The sequence below is a fragment of the Vibrio neonatus genome (assembly GCF_024346975.1).
GTDB lineage: Bacteria > Pseudomonadota > Gammaproteobacteria > Enterobacterales > Vibrionaceae > Vibrio > Vibrio neonatus.
Window position 1 is genome coordinate 1,747,613 of the sequence record NZ_AP024885.1, and the last position, 21,067, is coordinate 1,768,679.

Annotated in this window: 19 protein-coding genes; 6 read left to right on the forward strand and 13 right to left on the reverse strand. The window is 44.0% G+C overall.

Annotated elements, in window-relative coordinates; all coding sequences use genetic code 11:
• Positions 1-33: 33 nt before the first annotated feature.
• On the reverse strand, positions 34-1,122 hold the full coding sequence (aroC, locus tag OCU38_RS08050) for a chorismate synthase (RefSeq protein WP_023402760.1): 1,089 nt from the start codon (positions 1,120-1,122) through the stop codon (positions 34-36).
• Between the two features lie 161 nt (positions 1,123-1,283).
• A complete protein-coding gene (gene prmB, locus OCU38_RS08055) occupies positions 1,284-2,216 on the reverse strand; it encodes a 50S ribosomal protein L3 N(5)-glutamine methyltransferase (RefSeq protein ID WP_261822672.1) in 933 nt (310 codons plus the stop codon).
• Positions 2,217-2,278: 62 nt separating this feature from the next.
• On the opposite strand from prmB, the gene smrB reads away from it, so the two are divergent.
• Positions 2,279-2,809, forward strand: coding sequence for an endonuclease SmrB (gene smrB / locus OCU38_RS08060; RefSeq protein WP_023402758.1), 531 nt, complete (start codon positions 2,279-2,281; stop codon positions 2,807-2,809).
• A gap of 148 nt (positions 2,810-2,957) precedes the next feature.
• Here the strand turns inward: smrB and sixA are convergent, their stop codons facing one another.
• Positions 2,958-3,422 (reverse strand): phosphohistidine phosphatase SixA, encoded by a 465-nt coding sequence (gene sixA / locus OCU38_RS08065; protein ID WP_261822673.1) that lies wholly within the window; start codon positions 3,420-3,422, stop codon positions 2,958-2,960.
• Between the two features lie 217 nt (positions 3,423-3,639).
• Here sixA and OCU38_RS08070 point away from each other — a divergent pair, with 217 nt between their 5' ends.
• Positions 3,640-6,417 (forward strand): insulinase family protein, encoded by a 2,778-nt coding sequence (locus tag OCU38_RS08070; RefSeq protein WP_261822674.1) that lies wholly within the window; start codon positions 3,640-3,642, stop codon positions 6,415-6,417.
• A 109-nt stretch (positions 6,418-6,526) separates the two neighbouring features.
• Positions 6,527-7,690 (forward strand): threonine/serine exporter family protein, encoded by a 1,164-nt coding sequence (locus OCU38_RS08075; RefSeq protein WP_261822675.1) that lies wholly within the window; start codon positions 6,527-6,529, stop codon positions 7,688-7,690.
• 234 nt (positions 7,691-7,924) lie between these two features.
• Here the strand turns inward: OCU38_RS08075 and fadJ are convergent, their stop codons facing one another.
• Positions 7,925-10,036 carry a fatty acid oxidation complex subunit alpha FadJ gene (fadJ, locus tag OCU38_RS08080; protein ID WP_261822676.1) on the reverse strand — a complete coding sequence of 704 codons (2,112 nt, stop codon included), beginning with the start codon at positions 10,034-10,036 and terminating at the stop codon, positions 7,925-7,927.
• Positions 10,036-11,343: an acetyl-CoA C-acyltransferase FadI gene (gene fadI, locus OCU38_RS08085; RefSeq protein WP_261822677.1), complete on the reverse strand. Its 1,308-nt coding sequence runs from the start codon at positions 11,341-11,343 to the stop codon at positions 10,036-10,038. The genes fadJ and fadI overlap by 1 nt, the downstream gene beginning before the upstream one ends.
• 208 nt (positions 11,344-11,551) lie before the next feature.
• Here fadI and OCU38_RS08090 point away from each other — a divergent pair, with 208 nt between their 5' ends.
• From OCU38_RS08090 to OCU38_RS08100, 3 genes are all read left to right on the forward strand, one after another.
• Positions 11,552-12,124 carry a sigma-70 family RNA polymerase sigma factor gene (locus tag OCU38_RS08090; RefSeq protein WP_261824262.1) on the forward strand — a complete coding sequence of 191 codons (573 nt, stop codon included), beginning with the start codon at positions 11,552-11,554 and terminating at the stop codon, positions 12,122-12,124.
• Entirely contained in the window at positions 12,117-12,839 is a 723-nt protein-coding gene (locus OCU38_RS08095) for a DUF3379 domain-containing protein (protein ID WP_261822678.1), read from the forward strand. Before OCU38_RS08090 ends, OCU38_RS08095 begins: the two co-directional genes overlap by 8 nt.
• A gap of 281 nt (positions 12,840-13,120) precedes the next feature.
• Entirely contained in the window at positions 13,121-14,407 is a 1,287-nt protein-coding gene (locus OCU38_RS08100) for an OmpP1/FadL family transporter (protein ID WP_261822679.1), read from the forward strand.
• 100 nt (positions 14,408-14,507) lie between these two features.
• Here OCU38_RS08100 and OCU38_RS08105 read toward each other — a convergent pair whose 3' ends face one another.
• The 8 genes from OCU38_RS08105 to ccmD form a co-directional block, all read right to left on the reverse strand.
• A complete protein-coding gene (locus OCU38_RS08105; protein ID WP_261822680.1) occupies positions 14,508-15,194 on the reverse strand; it encodes a DNA-3-methyladenine glycosylase I in 687 nt (228 codons plus the stop codon).
• 119 nt (positions 15,195-15,313) lie between these two features.
• On the reverse strand, positions 15,314-16,099 hold the full coding sequence (locus OCU38_RS08110) for an MlaA family lipoprotein (protein WP_390625217.1): 786 nt from the start codon (positions 16,097-16,099) through the stop codon (positions 15,314-15,316).
• Between the two features lie 74 nt (positions 16,100-16,173).
• A complete protein-coding gene (gene ccmI, locus OCU38_RS08115) occupies positions 16,174-17,394 on the reverse strand; it encodes a c-type cytochrome biogenesis protein CcmI (protein ID WP_261822681.1) in 1,221 nt (406 codons plus the stop codon).
• Positions 17,394-17,870 carry a cytochrome c-type biogenesis protein gene (locus OCU38_RS08120; protein ID WP_261822682.1) on the reverse strand — a complete coding sequence of 159 codons (477 nt, stop codon included), beginning with the start codon at positions 17,868-17,870 and terminating at the stop codon, positions 17,394-17,396. Before OCU38_RS08120 ends, ccmI begins: the two co-directional genes overlap by 1 nt.
• Positions 17,867-18,421 (reverse strand): DsbE family thiol:disulfide interchange protein, encoded by a 555-nt coding sequence (locus OCU38_RS08125; protein ID WP_261822683.1) that lies wholly within the window; start codon positions 18,419-18,421, stop codon positions 17,867-17,869. Before OCU38_RS08125 ends, OCU38_RS08120 begins: the two co-directional genes overlap by 4 nt.
• Positions 18,421-20,379: a heme lyase CcmF/NrfE family subunit gene (locus OCU38_RS08130; protein ID WP_261822684.1), complete on the reverse strand. Its 1,959-nt coding sequence runs from the start codon at positions 20,377-20,379 to the stop codon at positions 18,421-18,423. Before OCU38_RS08130 ends, OCU38_RS08125 begins: the two co-directional genes overlap by 1 nt.
• A complete protein-coding gene (gene ccmE, locus OCU38_RS08135; RefSeq protein WP_152819700.1) occupies positions 20,376-20,861 on the reverse strand; it encodes a cytochrome c maturation protein CcmE in 486 nt (161 codons plus the stop codon). Before ccmE ends, OCU38_RS08130 begins: the two co-directional genes overlap by 4 nt.
• Positions 20,858-21,064, reverse strand: coding sequence for a heme exporter protein CcmD (gene ccmD / locus OCU38_RS08140; RefSeq protein ID WP_261822685.1), 207 nt, complete (start codon positions 21,062-21,064; stop codon positions 20,858-20,860). The genes ccmE and ccmD overlap by 4 nt, the downstream gene beginning before the upstream one ends.
• Positions 21,065-21,067: the final 3 nt, after the last annotated feature.

The following is a 21,067-nucleotide window of genomic DNA, read 5'->3' on the forward strand; positions in this document are numbered from 1 at the left end:
CAATCGGATGCATCCAACAGCTCTTTAGTTTATCTATACAATTTTTGGTGTTTCGGTTACTACGCCATGGTTTTGACCACGGTGACGCAATAAATGATCCAGCAATACAATTGCTAGCATCGCTTCGGCAATCGGCACCGCGCGAATACCCACACAAGGATCGTGACGACCTTTAGTGATAAGCTGAGTCGCTTCACCTTGACGGTTAATCGTATTGCCCGGCACGGTAATGCTTGAGGTCGGTTTTAAGGCAATATTCGCCACAATGTCCTGACCTGTTGAAATGCCACCTAAAATGCCACCAGCGTGGTTAGAAGCAAAGCCATCTGGAGTCAGTTCATCTCGGTGTTGACTGCCCTTTTGCGCAGCAACTGCAAAACCATCGCCAATTTCAACGCCTTTTACCGCATTGATGCTCATTAACGCGTGTGCGATATCAGCATCTAAACGATCAAAGATAGGCTCGCCCAAACCGACAGGTACGCGCGTAGCCACCACCTGCAATTTAGCGCCAACCGAATCGCCGTCTTTTTTAAGATCACGGATTAGCTGGTCAAATTTATCGACTGCAGCGGCATCTGGAGAGAAAAATGGGTTATTTTCAATTTCATCAAAATCGATAGTGTCGATTTTTACATCGCCCATTTGCGTCAAATAAGCACGCACTTCAACGCCAAACTCTTGCGCTAAATATTTTTTAGCTACGGCGCCAGCCGCCACTCGCATTGCTGTTTCGCGAGCCGATGAGCGACCACCACCTCGGTAATCACGCACACCGTATTTTTGATGATAGGTGTAATCGGCATGACCGGGACGGAACTTGTCTTTGATCTCAGAATAATCTTTAGAACGCTGATCAGTGTTTTCAATCAAAAGCCCAATCGAAGTGCCTGTGGTCTTACCTTCAAAAACGCCTGAAAGAATTTTAACTTCATCTGGTTCACGACGTGCTGTGGTATAGCGGGATGTACCAGGACGACGACGATCGAGATCTTTTTGCAGATCGGCCTCTTCTAAAGCTAAGCCTGGAGGGCATCCATCAATGATACAACCCAATGCGATACCATGGCTTTCACCAAAAGTGGTCACGCGAAAATGTTGGCCAATGCTGTTTCCTGCCATTACTTCCTCATTGTAAGTCTATTTTAAACGGTCTAATGCCTTTCATACTGGCTTTATCACACTCTATTGTAAAGAGCTTTGTACTGTGTAAACAAAAAACGGCACCCTTTTAGTTACTATATAACTAGTGGGTGCCGTTATGTTCTTTTTATCCGAATGGATTAATCAATATAAAGTGCAAACTCGTCAGCGCATGCTAGCAACTGCTCTTTGGTTAGCATGAATACGCCGTGACCGCCGTTTTCAAACTCTATCCAAGTAAATGGAATTTGCGGGTATTGCTCAATCATGTGCACCATAGAGTTGCCCACTTCACAGATCAAGATGCCGTTGTCTGTTAGATAGTTTGGCGCATTCGCCAAAATGCGGCGCACTAATTTTAGACCGTCAGTACCAGCGGCTAAACCAAGCTCAGGCTCATGTTTAAACTCGTCAGGTAGACTGTTCATGTCTTCTTCGTCCACGTACGGCGGATTAGACACGATGAGATCGTATTTCTCTTGCACCAAATCACGGAATAGATCCGAACGAATTGGCGTCACTTGCGCTTCAAGACCGTGATCTTGGATATTTTGCTCCGCTACTTCTAGTGCATCGCTTGAAATATCAATCGCATCGACTTCAGCTTCTGGGAAAGCGTGTCCACAGGCAATCGCGATACAACCACTGCCGGTACACATATCCATGATGCGAGCAGGTTCACCCGTTAACCAAGGCTGAAACTGATGTTCAATTAATTCACCAATTGGCGAGCGAGGCACTAATACACGTTCATCAACAAAGAATTCCATACCACAGAACCAAGCTTTGTTGGTGATGTAAGCGGTAGGAGTACGCTCGTTAATACGCTGAATTACGCGCTCAACCAAACGCAAACGCTCACTGCTTGTTAGGCGAGAATTTAAAACGTGCGCAGGTACGTCGAGAGGCAAATAGAGTGAAGGCAAAATTAATTGAACCGCTTCATCCCAAGCATTATCCGTGCCGTGACCGTAAAATAAGCCCGCTGCGTTGAATCGGCTTACTGTCCAACGAATCATGTCTTGCAGTGTGTGAAGTTCAGCCACTGCCTCATCTACAAAAATCTTATCCAAAAGTTTCTCCAAAAAGCGCTACAATACTGCCTAATCTAAAGATAGATCAGAAACTTTATTCCATGAACAAATCAGACAAGCCAAATATTGATGACTTTTCTTTGTTTAAAGAAGCAGTACAAGGCGTTAAAAAGTTACAACAGGATACCATAATCCAACCGCCAACAAGAGAAACAAAACAAAAACAACAGCAAAGGTTTGATCGAGAAGCAAAAGATAACGAATTTTACTTCTCTGATGAATTTGAACCTTTGCTCAATGAGGACGGCCCAACCCGTTATGCTCGTAGCGATGTTTCTAAGTATGAAGTCAAAAGACTGCGTCGTGGCGTGTATGTGCCAGACGTGTATTTAGACATGCATGGCATGACGCAAATGGAAGCGAAACGCGAACTTGGCGCTATGATTGCGCATTGCATCAAACAAAATGTGCATTGTGCTAGCGTCATGCACGGCATAGGTAAACACATCTTAAAGCAAAAAGTGCCATTGTGGCTGGCTCAGCACCCTGATGTGATGGCCTACCATCAAGCGCCGCTAGAGTTTGGTGGCAGTGGTGCGTTGCTAGTGTTGTTGTCTATTCCTGAAAAATAAAATGCCTAACCGCACTCATTAAATAGGCGCATCCACGTTCGCTGTCATCTCCTTTGAAAAGCCTATAAACATAAATAGTAAACAAAAACGTAAAACGGCGACCTTAATTAGGTCGCCGTTTTAGTATTCGTTTGATAATGAGTGAGCACTATGGAGCAAGATGCCACATCAATTCACCGTTACTGCTGGCAAGATCAAAATCAATAGCAGCAAAGCCAGAGGTTGGGAACATAGGCGCGGCCATATCATTGACAAATTCAGCCGTCAGATAGCCCACTAGAGGTAAATGAGAAACTAATAATACCGACTGCGGCTTTTGAATTTCGGCCATCGCACAAACGTATTGATACACATCTTCAGAATGTCCATAAGGGGTAATATCTGCACACTCTTCTACCTTATCCGCAGAAAAAAGACCTTTTATCACATCCCAAGTTTGTTGCGCGCGAATATATGGGCTTACCAATACTAAATCGAAGTGCGACACCCCTTGCTTAACCACTTCTTGTGCTACCTGCAATGATTGCACTTCTCCGCGTGCGGTCAAAGTGCGTTCAGCATCACTTGATGCAAAGCTTCCTGCTTCTCCATGGCGCATGATATATACGTTCATTTTTGTCCTAAACTTGTGACTGTCTGTTCAAAGAGTACACCATAATACTATTGGTATTCTCTGATTGAGGCAGCATTTCAATAAAATTTTATTTTTAAGTTTGCTAGAAGACATTGCTCCGCCATACTTAACATATAAAACAATAGTTTATCTCAGCCTATTTTTAAATCTTCTGTGTTAAAGATCGGGGCTGAGGTAATTCAAGGAGAGCATCTAAGTGCATCAAAGTCCGAATGACAAAAACCACTATCGTGACATCACCTTAGATAACCAAATTAAAGTCATATTGGTTCAAGATATTACCGTGCAACGCTCTGCAGCATCGCTAGCGGTAAGAGTGGGACACTTTGACGACCCAGCCGATCGTGAAGGGCTTGCTCACTACCTTGAACACATGCTGTTTTTAGGCACTAAGGATTATCCACAAGTTGGCGAGTTTCAAACCTTCATCAGCCAGCATGGCGGCAGCAATAATGCGTGGACAGGCACAGAACATACCTGCTTCTTTTTTGATGTCCTGCCTGATTTCTTCGAACAAGCCTTGTCTCGTTTTAGCCAGTTCTTTGTTTCTCCCCTCTTCAATCAAGAAGCACTGGATAAAGAGCGCCAAGCGGTTAACTCTGAATATCAGATGAAGATACACGACGATTCGCGCCGTTTTTATCAAGTGCAAAAAGAGTTGGTCAATCCGCTACATCCATTTGCAAAATTTTCAGTCGGCAATGAAGAGACGCTGTGTGATAGAGAAAGCGGCTCTATTCGTGATGAAATTATTCAGTTTTACCAAACACATTATTCTGCCGATCTCATGAGTGTGGTGCTCGTTGGCCCGCAATCTTTAGATGAACTTGAACAGATGGCAACTCACTTGTTTAGTGATGTAAAAAACAATCACCTACAGGCAAAAACCATCACCACTCCATTGCTCACACAAAATGAACAACAGCTGTATGTGCAAGTCGAGCCAGAAAAAGAAGCGCGTAAACTAAGCTTGTCTTTTTCTTTCCCCAATATGGAGAAGCATTACGCAACTAAACCTCTGTCTTATTTTGCACACCTTATCGGTTATGAAGGTCCAGGTAGTTTGACCTTGTTACTGAAAAACAAACACTGGGTGACTTCTCTTGCCGCAGGTGGCGGCATCAGTGGCAGTAATTTTCGAGAATTTAGCATTGGTTGCCTGCTTACCGCAGAAGGGCTTAAACATATAGATGAGATTGTAGAAACAATCTTTTCTTATATGAATTTGGTCTTTGAACAAGGCATTGAGCAGTGGCGCTACACTGAAAAACAAGCGGTATTAGAATCTGCGTTTCGTTTTCAAGAATCGGTTAAAGCTATCGACCTTGCCAGTTATCTGGTGATGAGCATACAACGCTTCCCGATGAGTGAAGTCTTGTATGGCGACTATCGCATGAGTGATTTTGACCATTCCTTAATTGAAAGTTTTGTCCCTTACTTCTGTGTAGAGAACCTTCGAGTATGGGTCACTGCTAAAGAGCTCGAATACGACACCCAAGCCAAGTGGTATTTCACCCCATATTCCGCCAAGAAATTTAGCGCTGAACAGATTAAACGTTGGAAAAAACCAGCCAAGTTTGCTGAATTTTCCCTACCCAGCAAAAACCCATTTATCTGTTATGACTTAGACCCTAAGCCATTACAAGAAGTACAGCAGTTACCTAAAGTCATAGAAGAGTTGCCGGGCTTTCGTTTGTGGCACTTACAAGAACCTGATTTTCGCGTGCCAAAAGGCTCACTCTACATTGCGATTGATAGCCCCTGCTCAGTCAACAATCCACAAAACATTGTCAAATTGCGTTTGTGTGTTGAACTGTTTATGGAGTCATTGTCTAGGCAATCTTATCAAGCTGAAATCGCCGGTATGAGCTACAACATCTATGCCCATCAAGGCGGACTCACTTTAACCATATCCGGATTTAGTGAGAAGCAGCCGCAGCTACTGCAAATGATTTTAGAAAAATTTGCCACGCGACATTTTGAGCAGCAGCGTTTTGATAGCATCAAGACCCAAATGCTCAGAAAGCTGCGTAACGCCAGTAAAGACAGACCCTTATCGCAACTGTTCAACCACTTATCGGGCATATTACAACCGAATAACCCACCCGCTGGCGTGCTGGTAAAAGCCTTAGAGAAAGTGCAAATTGAAGAACTACCTGAGTTTGTCTCTAGCCTATTAGGCAAGTTATATGTCGAAATGTTTGTATTTGGAGATTGGACACAACAAGCGGCGCAAGGCATTGCCGATGAGCTTAAAAATGCGCTGCGCGTTGAAAACCAAAAATACAAAGAATCACTCAGACCTTTGGTGAAATTAGGTAGTAACGGCACCTTCCAGCATGAAATCCATTGCGATCAAGATGATTCCGCTGTGGCGATTTACTATCAAGGTAAAGACTCACAAATAGGCACTATCGCCACCTTTACCCTTGCCAACCACTTAATGTCATCGGCGTTTTTCAATGAAATCCGCACCAAGCAACAGCTTGGCTATATGGTAGGTACTGGGAATATGCCATTAAACCGCATTCCCGGAATTGTCATTTATGTGCAATCCCCTGTGGCTGCACCGATTGATTTAGTCGCTTCTATTGATGAATTCCTGAATGCCTTTTATATGGTGCTCCTTGAACTGACTGAAGCGCAATGGCAAAACAGTAAACAAGGTTTATTAAACCAAATCATGGCGCCAGACAACAACCTAAGAACTAAAGGCCAAAGGCTTTGGGTATCCATTGGCAATAAAGACCAAGAGTTTAATAACCGAGAGTTAGTGGTTGAACATATCCGCACCTTAACTCGCGCCGATATGATTCGCTTTGTGGTAAGCCAGCTAAAACCTCGAACGGCAAATAGATTAGTCATGCACACTCAAGGCAACCAACATCACGAAGCACCACCACTGGAACTGGGTCAAGAAATTGGCTCAATTGAAGAGTTTCAGCTAATGCCGAAAGATATTGAACTGGGGTAATTTAGCAATCCCTTGAGCTTGCTTACAAAGCTGAGGCATGAGTTTGGCGCGATGTGTTTTTATTTGATACATTCGCGCTACTTAGCCTCAATCATCCAAACAGTTCACTATGGCCAATCAAGAATCCATCAATGATATTGTTGAATTTGGGAATACTCTGCATCGCAGTGGATGTCCTCCGTATAAAGTAGAAAAATTCACTCAATATTATGCAAGGCAACAAGGTATGCCTTCGATGGTGCAAGCGCTCCCTACCTCCATCAATTATCAATTTCCTGAAGATAATAATAAGGTCATTATGAAGCGCTTAGCACCCGCCTCTATTGATCTTAGTTTGCTTGCGCACACCATTGGTCGGCTCGACAATAGAAACGGTGCTAAGGTGCAAAAGCCTTTCCATTATCCAAAATGGAGCGTTGCACTGGCTAACATGTCTATCCCACCCGCTTATCTAATGCTTATCGGCAGTACCCTTGAAGCCATTATTTTTGCCACTCTGCTTGGGGTTTTAGTATGGGGATGCCAGCGAGTGCTGACTGGACGCCGCACCATTGCGGTTGAATTTATCGCCGCGCTGCTAACAGGGATTTGTGTAGCGGGTATCAGTAGCCTTGGTTATCCCATGCCCATTTATGCCTTGTGCATCGCCGCCGTGATACTGTTTGTCCCCGGCTTATCCATCGCCAATGCTTTAGAGTGTTTAGCATTTAATGATCTTGTGTCTGGCACCAGTTTATTAGGGCAAAGTATGCTCACTCTGATCAAGCTCTTTATTGGCATTTTTATGGGAGTGCACATTGGCGAAACAATTTGGGGCGTCAGTGACTATTTAACTTATACCAATGATGTGCCAACGTGGATGCACATTGCAGGACTTCCTGTGATTTCCCTTGCTATCGGAATCATATTCAATGCCAGACCAAAGGACATGCTACTAGGTTTTCCAGTGGCTATATTGGGCATGTGGGGCCCTTATTATCTAGGATTTGGCAGTGGTTGGATTGTTGGTACATGGCTAACGACAGTGATCATTACCCTATACGGCACTTGGATGGCAAAGAAGATGCACCTAACCGGGTCGATTTACATACTGCAAGGCATCATTATCTTAGTACCGGGAAGTCGCGTGTTAGTGAGTGCTAGCCAATCAGTATTTGAACAACCCATTTTACCGATCCCAAGTATCGGCTTATCTGCGCTATTTATGTTTGCCGCTATCATGGCTGGTCAAATTACCGCCTACTCTATCTATTCACCAAAAATAGAAAGATAGCCAATACCAATCACACTAAGTAAGTGATCAGAGCTAGCGCAGGAAAAATGCTCGAGAACAAGGCAGAATTTTTCGATGAGTAGTTATTCTACAATCAAAAATTCTAACGCCGTTATCGAGCATTTTAACAAGCTAGAATGACCAGTTATTTAGTACGATTGGTATAATAAACAAAAAGGGAAGACGAAATGATATCGGCTTCCCTTGCAGTTATTTTTAATACTTCAATTTTAGTTAGCTGTAGAAGGTTTTCCCTGCCTCTGCCCTATCAATCAGCCCTTGACACGGCTCAAATCGCTCACCATAAGTTAGCTCAAACTGGCGCATTTTCTCGATTAACTTATCTAGACCATAGGTATCCATAAACCTAAATGGTCCGCCGCTAAACGGTGGGAATCCGATACCAAAGATAGCGCCAATATCGCCATCTCGGGCACTGGCAATAATGCCTTCATCTAAACAGCGCACCGCCTCATTGAGCAAAGGAATCACACAGCGAAGCGCAATGTCCTCTTCGGCAATACTGCGTGAAGGAGTTAGCCTCAATAGTTTGTACACAGATTTATCGACTTTTTTATCCTTACCTTTGTACTGATAAAAACCTTTGCCTGCTTTGCGCCCAATACGTCCATCATTAAGCAGCACATCAAATAAATCAGGCCCTTGGAAACGCTTACCAAGTTCACTGACTAAAATAGGCATTATTTTGGCGCCAATATCCACGCCAACTTCGTCAAGCAAAGTGATTGGCCCAACTGGAAAACCAAAGTTCAGCAAAGCGTTATCAATATGCTCAATCTCTTGCTCTGCCATTAACACTTGCGCGGCTTCGTTCATGTACGGTGCTAAAATGCGGTTTACATAAAAACCGGCACTGTCCTTTACCACAATCGGTGTTTTACCCTGTTTACGAGCAAGGGCAACGACCGTTGCCACCGTTTCTGCCGATGTCGTGGCGTGAGGAATAACTTCAACCAAAGGCATTTTTTCTGCAGGGCTAAAGTAATGCAGACCCACAATATTTTCAGGCCTTTTTGCTCCTTCCGCTATCTGATAGATAGGTAATGATGAAGTATTCGAGGCAAAAATCGTATTCTCAGGACACTGCTGCTCAATATCCTGCACCATGCCTTGTTTTAAGGACAACTCTTCAAACACCGCTTCAATAACAACATCAGCCTTATTAAAACCAAGGTAATCGGTACTGCCGCGCAACTGCGACATTTTTGACTGCACTTGCGCTTTCGATAAGATGCGACGCTTGCGCTGTTTTTCCAATAACTTGTAGTTGTAACTCAGAGCGTTTAGCACCCCATCTTGCGCGACATCTTTTAAGTTAACGGCAAACTTACCTTTGGCGAGCGATACATGTGCAATACCTGCTCCCATCAATCCACCACCTAATACGCCAACGTGGTTTACCTTAGCTGGAGTGGCATTGCCAAAATGCTCTTTCTTCATTTCAGTGGTAGCAAAGAACAGCGAGCGTAATGCCTTTGATTCTGAGGTCATAACCAAATGTCCGAACTCTAGCGCCTCTTTTTCTAGACCGCGCTTTAGCCCTTTCTCTAAACCAAATTGCATCACTTCAAGAATTTTCTCTGTGGCAGGATAATTACCGCGAGTTTTCTGCTGAGTTTTCTTTGCTGCTTGATCAAAAATGACTTTACGGCTCAGCCCAATACTTGAAATCAGCTTCTCTTTCGCTGGGGATTTACGTTTAGGCTTAGATTTTAGGGCATAGGATTTCGCAACCTCAAGGAAGATACTGCTTGGCACACTCGCATCCACTAAGCCCAGTTTTTTGGCTTTCTTGGCGCGCACTTGTTTGCCGGTCAGAATTAAATCCAATGACTGCATTAACCCAATAAGCCTAGGTAATCGTTGTGTACCTCCAGAGCCGGGTAGCAAACCTAACTGAACTTCAGGTAAGCCTAAGCGAGTAATATCATCATCACTGCAAATGCGGTAGTCACAGGCAAGAGCAAGCTCTAAACCGCCTCCTAAGCAAGGGCCATGAATGGCGGCAACCACCGAAAAAGGAAAATCGCCAAGCTGGGCAAACATTTTCTGCCCTGTAGTGGCTAACTCTGTGGCTTGAGTTGCGGTTGTACATGCGTCTAACATGCGCACATCAGCGCCAGCAATAAAATTATCGGGCTTTAACGAATGAATGATAAGCCCTTTTATGTCTGACTTTTCCTGGTCAAGTTGCGACAAAATGTCACTCATTTCATCGGCGAATGCGGCCTGCAAGGTATTCATTTTCTCACCCTGCACATCAATAGATAACCAAGCCAGTTGCTCTTCATCTATGCTTAAATTAAAGGTTTTAAGCTCAGTCATTATTCCACCTCCAAAATCATTGCCGCGCCAAGTCCACCAGCGGCACAGGCGGTATTGAGACCAAAGCCTCCGCCTTGTCGTTTAAGCTCTCTTAATGTTTGAGTAATCATGCGCGCGCCAGTAGCTGCAAATGGATGTCCGTAGGCAATAGAGCCGCCCAAGACATTGAACTTATCCATATCAATCTCGCCAATGGCTTTGTCTCTGCCCAGTTTTTCTTGAGCAAACTTATTACTAGCAAACATCTTCACATTAGCTAACGCTTGCGCGGCAAAAGCTTCGTGCATGTCAATCAAGGTCAAATCGTTTAAGGTCAGCCCTGCGCGATCCAATGCCATCGGTGTGGCGTAAGATGGTCCCATCAACATATCTTTTTCGACACCGGTTGCCGAAAAGGCATAAGAGCGGATATAACCCAATATCTCTAGACCAAGCGCTTTGGCTTTGCTTTCGGTCATTAGCATAATGGCAGCTGCACCATCAGTCAGTGGCGTTGAATTAGCGGCGGTAACTGAACCAAATTGGCGGTCAAAGGCAGGGCGTAATTTAGCGTAGCCTTCGATGGTGGAATCAAAACGGATGTTATTGTCTGTATCAATCCAATTTTTGTAAGGTTCTGGATAGGCGGTCATGACTTCGTCGCGAATTTTTCCTTCATTCCATGCGTTAGCAGCAAATGCGTGTGAGCGGTGCGCCAGTGCATCTTGATCTGCGCGAGAAATAGAGTGAGTCTTTGCCATTTGCTCTGCGGTTTGCCCCATAGACAAACCTGTTGAATACTCCGCTACCGCAGGAGGAACAGGCATAAGATCTTTCATTTTAAGACGGCTAATCACTTTGAGCTTCTGCGGCAAAGTGCGCGCTTTACTCAGCGCCAATAAGTTTGCGGCTAAAGATTTCGTAACGCCAATCGGTAGCACTGACGAGGAATCAGCCCCTCCTGCAATGCCGACTTCGATATTGCCCGCCAAAATTGATTCAACAACGTTCGCGGTAGCCTGAAAGCTGGTCGCACAAGCTCGCGTTACACTGTACGCATCGGTATTGATGCTCATACCTGTGCCTAACACGATTTCTCGGGCAATGTTTGGCGCAGCGGGCATTTGAATCACTTGTCCAAACACAACCTGCTCAATTAAAGAGGCATCAATATCGGTACGGGCAAGCATTTCACTGACCACCATCTTGCCAAGATCCAATGCAGGCATATCTTTTAGCTCAGTGCTTTGTCTGGCAAAGGGGGTTCTTAACCCTGCCACCACTGCTACCCTATCTCCCTGCCGAGTAGTTAACTGCTGTAATCCCATTACACTTCCTTAGTTAAGAGGTCAGACCTCAATATTGTAATAAAATTGTTAACAAAATCAAAGTGTGTGATTGAATTAGATCTTAAATGTGGGTGCTATCACCTAAATAAGACGCAATTCTTCTACATATTGGCTTTGCGTCCGTTTTATATTCTTGTAAAGTTCATAAGAACCTAGACACACATAAAAAGGAGCTTGTGTGGCACTTATGCAGATTTTCGACAAGAAAGCGAAATCTCGAAAGAAAAAGTCGCTCTCTCAGGTCAACTCTAATATGGATAAACAAAGAAGATATGAAGCGCTGGTGCGCGCTTATCACAGAGACCTGTTCCGTTACGCTTATTGGTTATGTAAAGATCGTTCTATCGCCGAAGATCTAGTACAAGAAACCTGCTTGCGTGCATGGAAAGCATTAGATTCTCTTTTAGATGAAAAAGCCGCTAAATCATGGCTTATCACCATATTAAGGCGTGAAAACGCACGACGCTTTGAAAGAAAGCAGTTAGATCTTGTTGATATCGACGATCCTGGAAATGAAGCACATATTAGCGATGATGGCTTTCATCAAAGTGAGTGGTTACAAGCTCAAATTATGCGTCTTGATTTGGAATATCGTGAACCGTTGTTTTTACAAGTTGTTGGCGGATTCAGCGGTGAAGAAATTGGCGATATCTTAGATCTGAATAAAAACACTGTGATGACCCGCCTGTTTAGGGCTAGAAACCAACTAAAAGAATTACTAGATTCAACCACTTCAAATCAGGGGAGGCAAAATGGATGATTTAGAATTTCGCCGCCGTATTATGTCGGATCCGAAAGCGAGAGACGAAGAGTTACTCAATGCGATTGCCAGCAGTGAACAAAATGCCAAGTTTACTGACGATATACTGAGCTTAGACGCCAGAATCGAGCAAGCAATGCGTGTCGATGTACCTGATAATTTGGCGGATAAGATTTTGTTCAACCAGAGCGGTGAAACTAACGTAGTGCGACCAACTTTCGCCAAACGCAGTTTTGCTATTGCCGCCTCCGTTGCTTTTGCTGTTGGCGTATTAGTGGGTCAATTTAATTTGACTCCTGAGATTGTTTCTAGCGCTCATGCCAGTTTGGCTGATACTGCGGTAAAACATGTGATTGATGAACGCCCATTTACCGACAAACTTGATGAGCAAGTACAGTCCAGTCAAATTAATACCAAATTGACACCTTTTGCTTATCAGTTTACGGAAACCTTCCCTTACCATGTCTACTACTTAAATCACTGTGGATTTGGTGGAAATAACGCCTTGCACATGGTTTTTCAGGGAGAAAAAGGGCGAATTACGCTGTTTATTACCGATGTTAGCTCCGATCAGTCAGTGAACTTTCATGAAAATAAACTGTCCGGTGCTGTAATGCCCATAGGCTCTGCCTCCATGATTTTGGTCGGCGAAGAGGGTGAAAATGTTACAGATATTGCAAAACAGTTGTCTAAAATGATAAAACCCCTCTCCTAAATAATTATCTCTATAATTTCAACCCCTTACATGTAGATATGTTAAGGGGTTATCAATTTCTACTAATTTATCGCACCAATCATTGATTTAGAGCAATAACTCTAAGTAACACAATAAATACCTAAAATTAAGCCTTTTTTGTCGCAAAAATGAACAAACGCACTATTTTTAGTAGTGGTCTGAGTTGTTAAAACTATATTTAGCAATAGTATCAGCCGACTTCGAAATTTAAGACCGGTTGATACGCTAGGATTTTAGCGTAAAACAAAAGGAAATTATTAATGAATAAGATGCGTACTCTTAAACGCTCCCTACTTGCAGTTGCAGTAGTTGCAGCGACTTCTCAAGCACATGCTGCTGGCTTCCAACTTAACGCACAATCAGCTACTGGTATTGGTCGTGCATTCGCAGGTGATGCTGTAATCGCAGACAACGCGTCTTCTATGGCTCGTAACCCAGCAACGATGGCCCTTTTTGATAAAACATCTTTGTCGCTTGGTTTCGAAACTATCATTACTGACATCTCGGTATCAAATGGCAGTGGTACAACTTCCGTAAATGGAACAACTATTGCGACTACCGATTACCAAGATTACGACGATGTGGGTGGCACAGCATTTGCTCCAAACATTCACCTTATCGTACCAATCAATGAAAAATTTGCAGTGGGTGTAAACGCTTATTCTAACTTCGGAACTAGCACTGACTTCTCAGGAAGTTCACACTATACCAACTCTGTATATGGCGGTGAGACTGACATCAAGAGCATGAATATTGGTCTTGCAGGTTCATATCGCCTGAATGAACAATGGAGTTTTGGTGCCGGCCTTGATGTTATCTACGGTCAAGGTACTTTCCGTCGTGGTGGCACAGAACTTGGTCTTCCTGCTCCAATGCAAACAGTTGATGTAGAAGATGCAGATGGTTGGGCTGTAGGCTTTAATGTCGGTACTGTTTATGAACTAGATGAAAACAACCGCTGGGGCCTATCTTACCGTTATAGCCCAGATATAAAAGTATCGGATGACAAAGGACAAGAAATTGAATTGCCTCTTCCAGATATGGCTGAATTCTCGGGTTACCACCACATCAAAGATACCGACTTCGCAGTTCACTACTCTGTACAGTGGATTGGTTGGGGTGCATTTGATGAAATCGATTTCCACAACTTAAGTAGTGGATATATCCAAGGTGAGTACAATAAACAATACCAATGGCAAGACGGTTGGCACTTTGCTATCGGTGGTACTTGGTACGTAACGGATAAAGTTGAACTACGTACAGGTTACATGCACGATACTAGCGCTCAAGATGAGCTAACATCTATCTCTGTACCAGATTCGGATCGTAACTGGATTTCCGCAGGTGCTAGTTACCACTTTACCGAAAACTCAACTCTAGACTTTGGTATCACCTACCTGATTGGCTCTGATCAAAATGTTAGTGAATCAACGCAATTCCCTGCTCCACTTCCAGATGGTTCAGTTGGCCTTGGTAATAACACGATTACAGCAACCACTCGTGCTGATGCAATCCTAGTAGGCCTACAGTACAGCCAAAAATTCTAATATAAACGCATAGGCACATTTGCTAACGTTTAAAAAAAGGTGTTGAGAGCAATCTCAACACCTTTTCTATTTATAGATAACTTAGAACATCAACGACAATCTAAACTCGATTATCCCCACCACCAAAAGCAATAATCTGGCTAATTTCACTCATACTTCTGCCCGACTCTTTCTGCCAGTGGCAAAAAGCTTTATTGGCTGCCAAGCGTGATTTTTTAGTATCACGACCGCCATCAATAATATCGTAACTACGCAGGTAACTTTCTACATCTGAAGATAAAATGAAGGTATCTACGCCCATTGCTCTTAAAGCATAAGCACCAGTATTGCCGCCTAAACGACTGCCATGTTTCTTTAAGTAATCCCACAATTCGGTGATATTTTCTGCCGGCCAATTCGCCACCATTTGCGAAAAAGAGCCATGTTCCAGGCGAGCGTTCATCAACATTTCAGCGTTGGTTTTAATGGTCATCACTTTGGCTAAATGACGGATAATTTTAGGTTCTTTGGCTTTCATTTCCCAATGCTCGTCAGAAAGCATCAATAGTAGCTCTGGCTTAAACTCAAAGAATAGCTCCTCAAAATTAGGCCATTTGTTTCTAACGACTTGCCATGAAATGCCGCATTGAAAGACCTTCATGCTGAACTCAGATAACCAACGGTCATCAGGAATTTGTCGTATTTCATCGGAGGTTGCAGGATGTGTGAGCCTTAGCTCAAGCTGTGCATCCCCACCTTTACGATGAGAAGCACGGCGATAGATATCGGAAAATTTTTCGAGATGCATAAAGAACCTAGTGTCTGTCTAATAAACAACAGCAGTGAATAACTTCACTTGGCAGTTAACTGCACAAAAGGATTACACGTATAGAGAGAATTGTCTGCAAATTTTATGATGTACTGAATTTAAAAGTCATCATCATCAAGGTAACTATCCAGATAATCTTCTTGGTCTTCATCTACCGCTTCTTCATCAGTCACCTCAGCTTTATAGTCTCTGCGCTGTAAGAATACATCACGAGTCAACACATAAGGATCAGGGGAGTTTTCAAGAGTGCTTTCTTGAGACACTAACGCGGCGCGTATCTCCATGCCTTCAAAGACCCATTTACCAAGCCCTGCCCAGAAGTTTAAGTAAGATAACGGTGGATAGAGACCATCAGCAAAGTCTCCGGCTTCTCGCAGTGACCAAGGACCATAAGCAGGAAAGACAAAGTACCACCCATTGCCAACGCCCCACTTACCTAATACGTCACCAAATGCGCGCTCATCTTGTTTAGCGATACCGCCGTGAGATGCAGCGTCATACAGCCCGGCAACACCAAAGGTGGTATTTATCCAGAAACGGTTTAAATGAGTTAAAGCAAGGCTGCCGTTACCCATTAATAAGTTATTCACCATACTTGCTGGTTCATCAAGGTTGGCTAAGAAGTTACTGATACCGGTACGGATAAAACGAGGAGTGTAACCTGTGTAGGTCAATGATACGGGGCGCACCAAGTAAGGGTCGAGGATCTCATAGTTAAAATCCCACATAATGCGGTTAAAACCTTCGAAAGGGTCATTAACGTTGCTTGTTGTGTCTGACTCTGCGCTCTCTTGTTGCAACTGTCCTTGTTGAGACTGATCTTGCTGAGAATGAGAGGCACAACCAGCCATTAATATAACAATTAATATCCAGATTTTTCGCATGTAGGATATCCGTTCCCTTTCGAATAATTAAATGAGGTGTAGCGGAGTTGCCGCTACACCCATCATTGATAGTATTAGTATTGACTATTAATGACTAAAGTTACATCTTCTCCCTTCGCAGTAACAGCACTTTCGCCAAACCAATCGCCATCCTTAGTAGACACATCGCCATCGGTATCTATGCGAGCACGAACAATAAACTTATCTAAACTCGATAATTTTAGCCCTTCAAGCATGCTATTGCCGTCATCCATCATGATCATACGAGGAAAAGAGCCTAAACCATAACGAGCAGCCGCTATCGGCATTGGTGAACCATCTTCACGATGAACCGATACAATTAACACGCCTTGCTCTGGCAAAGTCACGTTATCGGCAATAGAAATACCGATTCTGGTAACGCCAGGAATGGCTACTGCGGTGTCGCCCATTTTACTACGTGCACTATTGATGCTGCGCTCTAACATTTCGTAACGGCTGTCATCAGCACCAATTAACTGTTGCATGGTACGCCAGTAACGAATGGCGCCCGCATAGTCTTGTTTTTCAAAGGCGCTGAATGCTAACAAAGAAAAGACTCGCAAATCAACATAGTCTTGGCGCAATAGGTCATGCAATAGACGTTCTGATTCAAGTTGGTCGACTTCATCATTGGATAAGGTCAATGCTTGTGCAAGCCCCAATTGAATATCAACGTTGGTTGGCTCCAATTTACGCGCACGTTTCATTGCGCCAATGGCTGTTTGCATATCGCGATTGGCAAGACCAATACGTCCAAGCAATAACCAACCGGTCGCATCATCACTGTTTTTATGAAGGTTAGTTCTCAGTGCTAACGTCAAGTCGTTTAGCTCTTGGTCAGTTAATGTTTGACCATTGCTATCCATTAACTTCTTGCTTAGCGCAGGTAAGTTAGCACTAACATCTTGCCAATGCTTAACCTCATTAATTGCGCCAAACTTAGCATAGAAACCGTATGACACCCCAAGCAGTAATACCGCAGAAACAACCGCTACTAACACTGGAGAGCTCAATTTTGTGGAAGCCAATTGTTTTTCAGCAGGAATATCGTCAAGAAGTGCCTGTTTAAGATCAACAATCAACTCTTCTTTATCAACAACGATACCTTCTTCATCTTCAACTGCTAACTCAGCAACTCGCTCTCTAAAGATGGTTTTATTGAGCTCATCACGACGCTCAGCATCGTTAACCACCTGCTTTCTAACTAGTGGGATTATAATTAAGGCCGCTGCAAACAGGACAATAACTAAGGTAGAAATCCAAAACAACGTCATTATTTGTTGTCTCCATTATCGTCTTTTAGCAAAGCATTTAGGCGTTGCTGCTCTTCTTCACTTAAGGTGGCATTACCTGCTGCTTTAGCAGGTTTACGTCGGCTTCGAGTTAAAATAAAGCCAAAGCCAATCAGCACGACAAAAACCGGTCCCAACCATAAAATGGCGGTACCTAAGGTAAACGGCGGTTTATAGGTCACAAAATTGCCGTAGCGCGCCACCATATAATCCACGATCTCTTGCTTTGATTTGCCTTCTTTGGTCATTTCATACACTTTTTCACGAAGATCTAATGCCAGTTCAGCATTCGAATCACCAATAGTGTTGTTCTGACACTTAGGACAGCGCAAAGTGTGGTTCAATTCTTGAAATTGCAGTTCTTGCTCTGGGGTATCAAATTCATGTACTTCAATCACCGCGTGTGCGGTAATACTGAACATCATGGATGCGATAATAGCGATAAACCATTTCTTCATGATTTCACCTCATCGAGCATTTGTTGATACATAGGGCCGAGTTTTTCTTGCCAGTTTTTAACGTTAACATCGCCCACGTGACGGTAACGAATCACGCCCTTAGCATCAATTAAGAAGGTTTCTGGCGCGCCGTACACGCCAAGATCTAGCCCTAACATTCCTCTGCCATCGAACAAGCTCACCATGTAAGGATTGCCAAGATCTTGTAGCCATTTAATGGCTTTGCCACGGTCATCTTTGTAATTCAAACCAATGATCTTTACCCCTTGAGATGACAACTCATTCAGGTATTGATGCTCGGCATAACACGTTGGACACCAAGTCGCCCAGACATTTAACAGCAGTGGTTGTCCGGTGAAAATGGCTTGGTCATGCAACAACCCTGGAGTTTCTAGATCTTCTAACTTAAACACTGGTACGTTCTTGCCGATCAACACCGATTCCAATTTAGTCGGATCGTCGCCACCAGCATTTCGAGTTAGCTGAGTGGCAAACACCACAGCTAACACGATAAACAGCAGCAAAGGGACAAATAATACTTTCTTATTCATTACGCTTCCTTCTTAACTGTTTTACCGCGAAAACGGTAGCGTCTATCACTGATGGCGATAGCACCGCCCAATGCCATAAACAAACTTCCCGCCCAAATCCAACGTACAAACGGTTTGTAATAAATGCGCACTGCCCATGAAACTCCGTCATCGAGCTTTTCACCCATCGCGATGTAAAGATCGCGTGTGACGCCAGCATCAATCGCCGCTTCAGTCATCATTGAACGAGCTGTGGTATAGAAGCGTTTTTCAGCGTGCAATGTATTAATGTACTTACCGTCTTTAGTCACTTTAAAGTCGGCAATGTAACCGTCGTAGTTTGGACCGTCATTGTCTCTCAGGTTTTCAAAATGGAAGTTATAACCTTCGATATTAAAATTCTCACCCGGAGCAAGTCGCACATCACGTTCAATACTGTAATTTTGCACCATAGCAATGCCGATAACGGTCACAGCTAAACCAATATGCGCACTCATCATTGCCCAATGGCTACGAGGGAGTTTAGTCAGCCCCACCGCAAATGAATGACGATGTGTGGCGCGTTGGTGAAGCTCAAAGATATGCAAACAAACAATCCACAGCGCCATTACCCAGCCAAGAAAGGCAAGTCCAGTGAAACGTTCGCTCAACAGCCAAACCATCACTGCCGCTAACGTCAATGAAATGACGCCACTGATTAATAGAGGTTTAGCAAATTGTTTAATGCTATCGCGCTTCCAGCGCATTAATGGACCGATACCTAATAGGAACGCAAATGGCACCATTAACCATGTAAATAGCATATTGAAGAAAGGCGCGCCAATAGACACTGAGCCTAGCCCCAACTGCTTATGTACTAACGGCAGTAAAGTCCCGACCAAGACCACAACCAGTGCCGCTATCAGTAACACATTGTTGGCCAGCAGAGCGTTCTCGCGAGAAATTAGATCAAAATTACCACGTACTCGTACGGATGCACCTTTCAGGGCGAACAGCAGCAACGAACCGCCAATCACCACCACTAAGAATGCCAAAATGAACATGCCGCGTGCCGGATCAGAGGCAAAGGCGTGCACCGACACCAAAATACCTGAACGAACTAAGAAGGTACCAAGCAAACTTAACGAGAATGCCGAGATAGCCAGCAATACGGTCCATGCTTTAAACGTGCCGCGTTTTTCTGTTACAGCAAGAGAGTGCATCAATGCGGTGCCTGCAAGCCATGGCATGAAAGAGGCGTTTTCTACTGGATCCCAGAACCACCAGCCGCCCCAGCCAAGCTCGTAATACGCCCACCAAGAACCTAGTGCGATGCCCACAGTCAAAAATGACCATGCGGCAATGGTCCACGGTCTTGACCAACGAGCCCATGCGGTATCTAAACGGCCAGCCATCAATGAAGCAATCGCAAACGCAAACGCTACCGAGAAACCAACATAGCCCATATACAACATTGGAGGGTGAATAATCAGCCCTGGGTCTTGTAGTAACGGGTTTAAGTCTCTGCCATCAACTGGGAAATACGGCAAGGTTCTATCAAATGGGTTTGATGTGACTATGATAAACAGTAAGAAACCGACCGTTATCATACCCATAACCGCTAACACGCGCGCCACAGACTCTTGCGGCATGCCACGGCTAAAGGTTGCTACCGCTACTGTCCATCCCGCTTGGATTAATACCCAAAGCAATAAAGAGCCTTCGTGCGCTCCCCAAACTGCTGTAATTCGGTAGTACCAAGGAAGATTACTATTTGAGTTACTTGCGACGTATTGCAAGGTAAAGTCGTTGTGGTAAAACGACCAACACAAGATGAAAAAAGAAATCCCAAGTAAGATGAACATGCCCCAAGACAAAGGTCTTGCCGTGTTCATCAACAAAGCATTATTTTTTGACGCCCCCCACAAAGGCAGCACGCTTAACAGCACCGCCATCGCCAGTGAGACGATAAGAGCAAAATGCCCTAATTCAGCAATCATTGACCGCTTCCTTGTTTTTGTTCTTGAGTATATTGAAGAGGTTCATGAGTCACCTTCATTGCTTCAGCAACTTCTGGTGGCATATATTCTTCATCGTGTTTTGCAAGGACTTCAAACGCTTCTACGGTATGGCTATCAACCAATACACCTTGAGCAACAATGCCCTGCCCCTCTCGGAACAAGTCAGGCAAAATGCCGTCATACACCACGGTTACTGAAGGGCCTACATCGGCAACATCAAACGACACGCGCAAAGATTGTGAATCACGAGAAACCGTACCGGCAACTACCATGCCTCCGATGCGAAGACGCTGTCCTACTTCTGGTTTTTCACCGTTAGGTTTTCCGTTCACTATTTCAGTAGGAGTATAGAAGAGATCCATGTTTTGATTGAGTGCATACAGCATTAATCCCACGGTTAACCCTAAACCGACTAACAGCGCGACAATCAAGCCCATCCTTTTTTTACGTCTAGGGTTCATAACGTGTTCTCCATATTCTTAGCGGCATCAATTCGCGCTTGGCGGTCCATTTTATTTTTCACTTCTTTTAATGTTGCTTTGCTACTTAAGCAACTCGATACAAAAATCAATCCAAGGGCGCCAAAGGTAATGAAAAAGGCACCCCAAACGTAGGAGGCGTAACCTCCCATAAAAAATAGCTCTGAAAAAGAATCAAAATGCATGCG

Excerpts from the sequence above, each read along its gene's own strand:
- aroC (WP_023402760.1), bottom strand. The coding sequence starts at position 1,122 with ATGGCAGGAAACAGCATTGGCCAACATTTTCGCGTGACCACTTTTGGT.
- smrB (WP_023402758.1), top strand. The coding sequence starts at position 2,279 with ATGAACAAATCAGACAAGCCAAATATTGATGACTTTTCTTTGTTTAAA.
- sixA (WP_261822673.1), bottom strand. The coding sequence starts at position 3,422 with ATGAACGTATATATCATGCGCCATGGAGAAGCAGGAAGCTTTGCATCA.
- OCU38_RS08075 (WP_261822675.1), top strand. The coding sequence starts at position 6,527 with ATGGCCAATCAAGAATCCATCAATGATATTGTTGAATTTGGGAATACT.
- fadJ (WP_261822676.1), bottom strand. The coding sequence starts at position 10,036 with ATGACTGAGCTTAAAACCTTTAATTTAAGCATAGATGAAGAGCAACTG.
- fadI (WP_261822677.1), bottom strand. The coding sequence starts at position 11,343 with ATGGGATTACAGCAGTTAACTACTCGGCAGGGAGATAGGGTAGCAGTG.
- OCU38_RS08090 (WP_261824262.1), top strand. The coding sequence starts at position 11,552 with ATGCAGATTTTCGACAAGAAAGCGAAATCTCGAAAGAAAAAGTCGCTC.
- OCU38_RS08095 (WP_261822678.1), top strand. The coding sequence starts at position 12,117 with ATGGATGATTTAGAATTTCGCCGCCGTATTATGTCGGATCCGAAAGCG.
- OCU38_RS08100 (WP_261822679.1), top strand. The coding sequence starts at position 13,121 with ATGAATAAGATGCGTACTCTTAAACGCTCCCTACTTGCAGTTGCAGTA.
- OCU38_RS08105 (WP_261822680.1), bottom strand. The coding sequence starts at position 15,194 with ATGCATCTCGAAAAATTTTCCGATATCTATCGCCGTGCTTCTCATCGT.
- OCU38_RS08110 (WP_390625217.1), bottom strand. The coding sequence starts at position 16,099 with ATGCGAAAAATCTGGATATTAATTGTTATATTAATGGCTGGTTGTGCC.
- ccmI (WP_261822681.1), bottom strand. The coding sequence starts at position 17,394 with ATGACGTTGTTTTGGATTTCTACCTTAGTTATTGTCCTGTTTGCAGCG.
- OCU38_RS08120 (WP_261822682.1), bottom strand. The coding sequence starts at position 17,870 with ATGAAGAAATGGTTTATCGCTATTATCGCATCCATGATGTTCAGTATT.
- OCU38_RS08125 (WP_261822683.1), bottom strand. The coding sequence starts at position 18,421 with ATGAATAAGAAAGTATTATTTGTCCCTTTGCTGCTGTTTATCGTGTTA.
- OCU38_RS08130 (WP_261822684.1), bottom strand. The coding sequence starts at position 20,379 with ATGATTGCTGAATTAGGGCATTTTGCTCTTATCGTCTCACTGGCGATG.
- ccmE (WP_152819700.1), bottom strand. The coding sequence starts at position 20,861 with ATGAACCCTAGACGTAAAAAAAGGATGGGCTTGATTGTCGCGCTGTTA.
- ccmD (WP_261822685.1), bottom strand. The coding sequence starts at position 21,064 with ATGCATTTTGATTCTTTTTCAGAGCTATTTTTTATGGGAGGTTACGCC.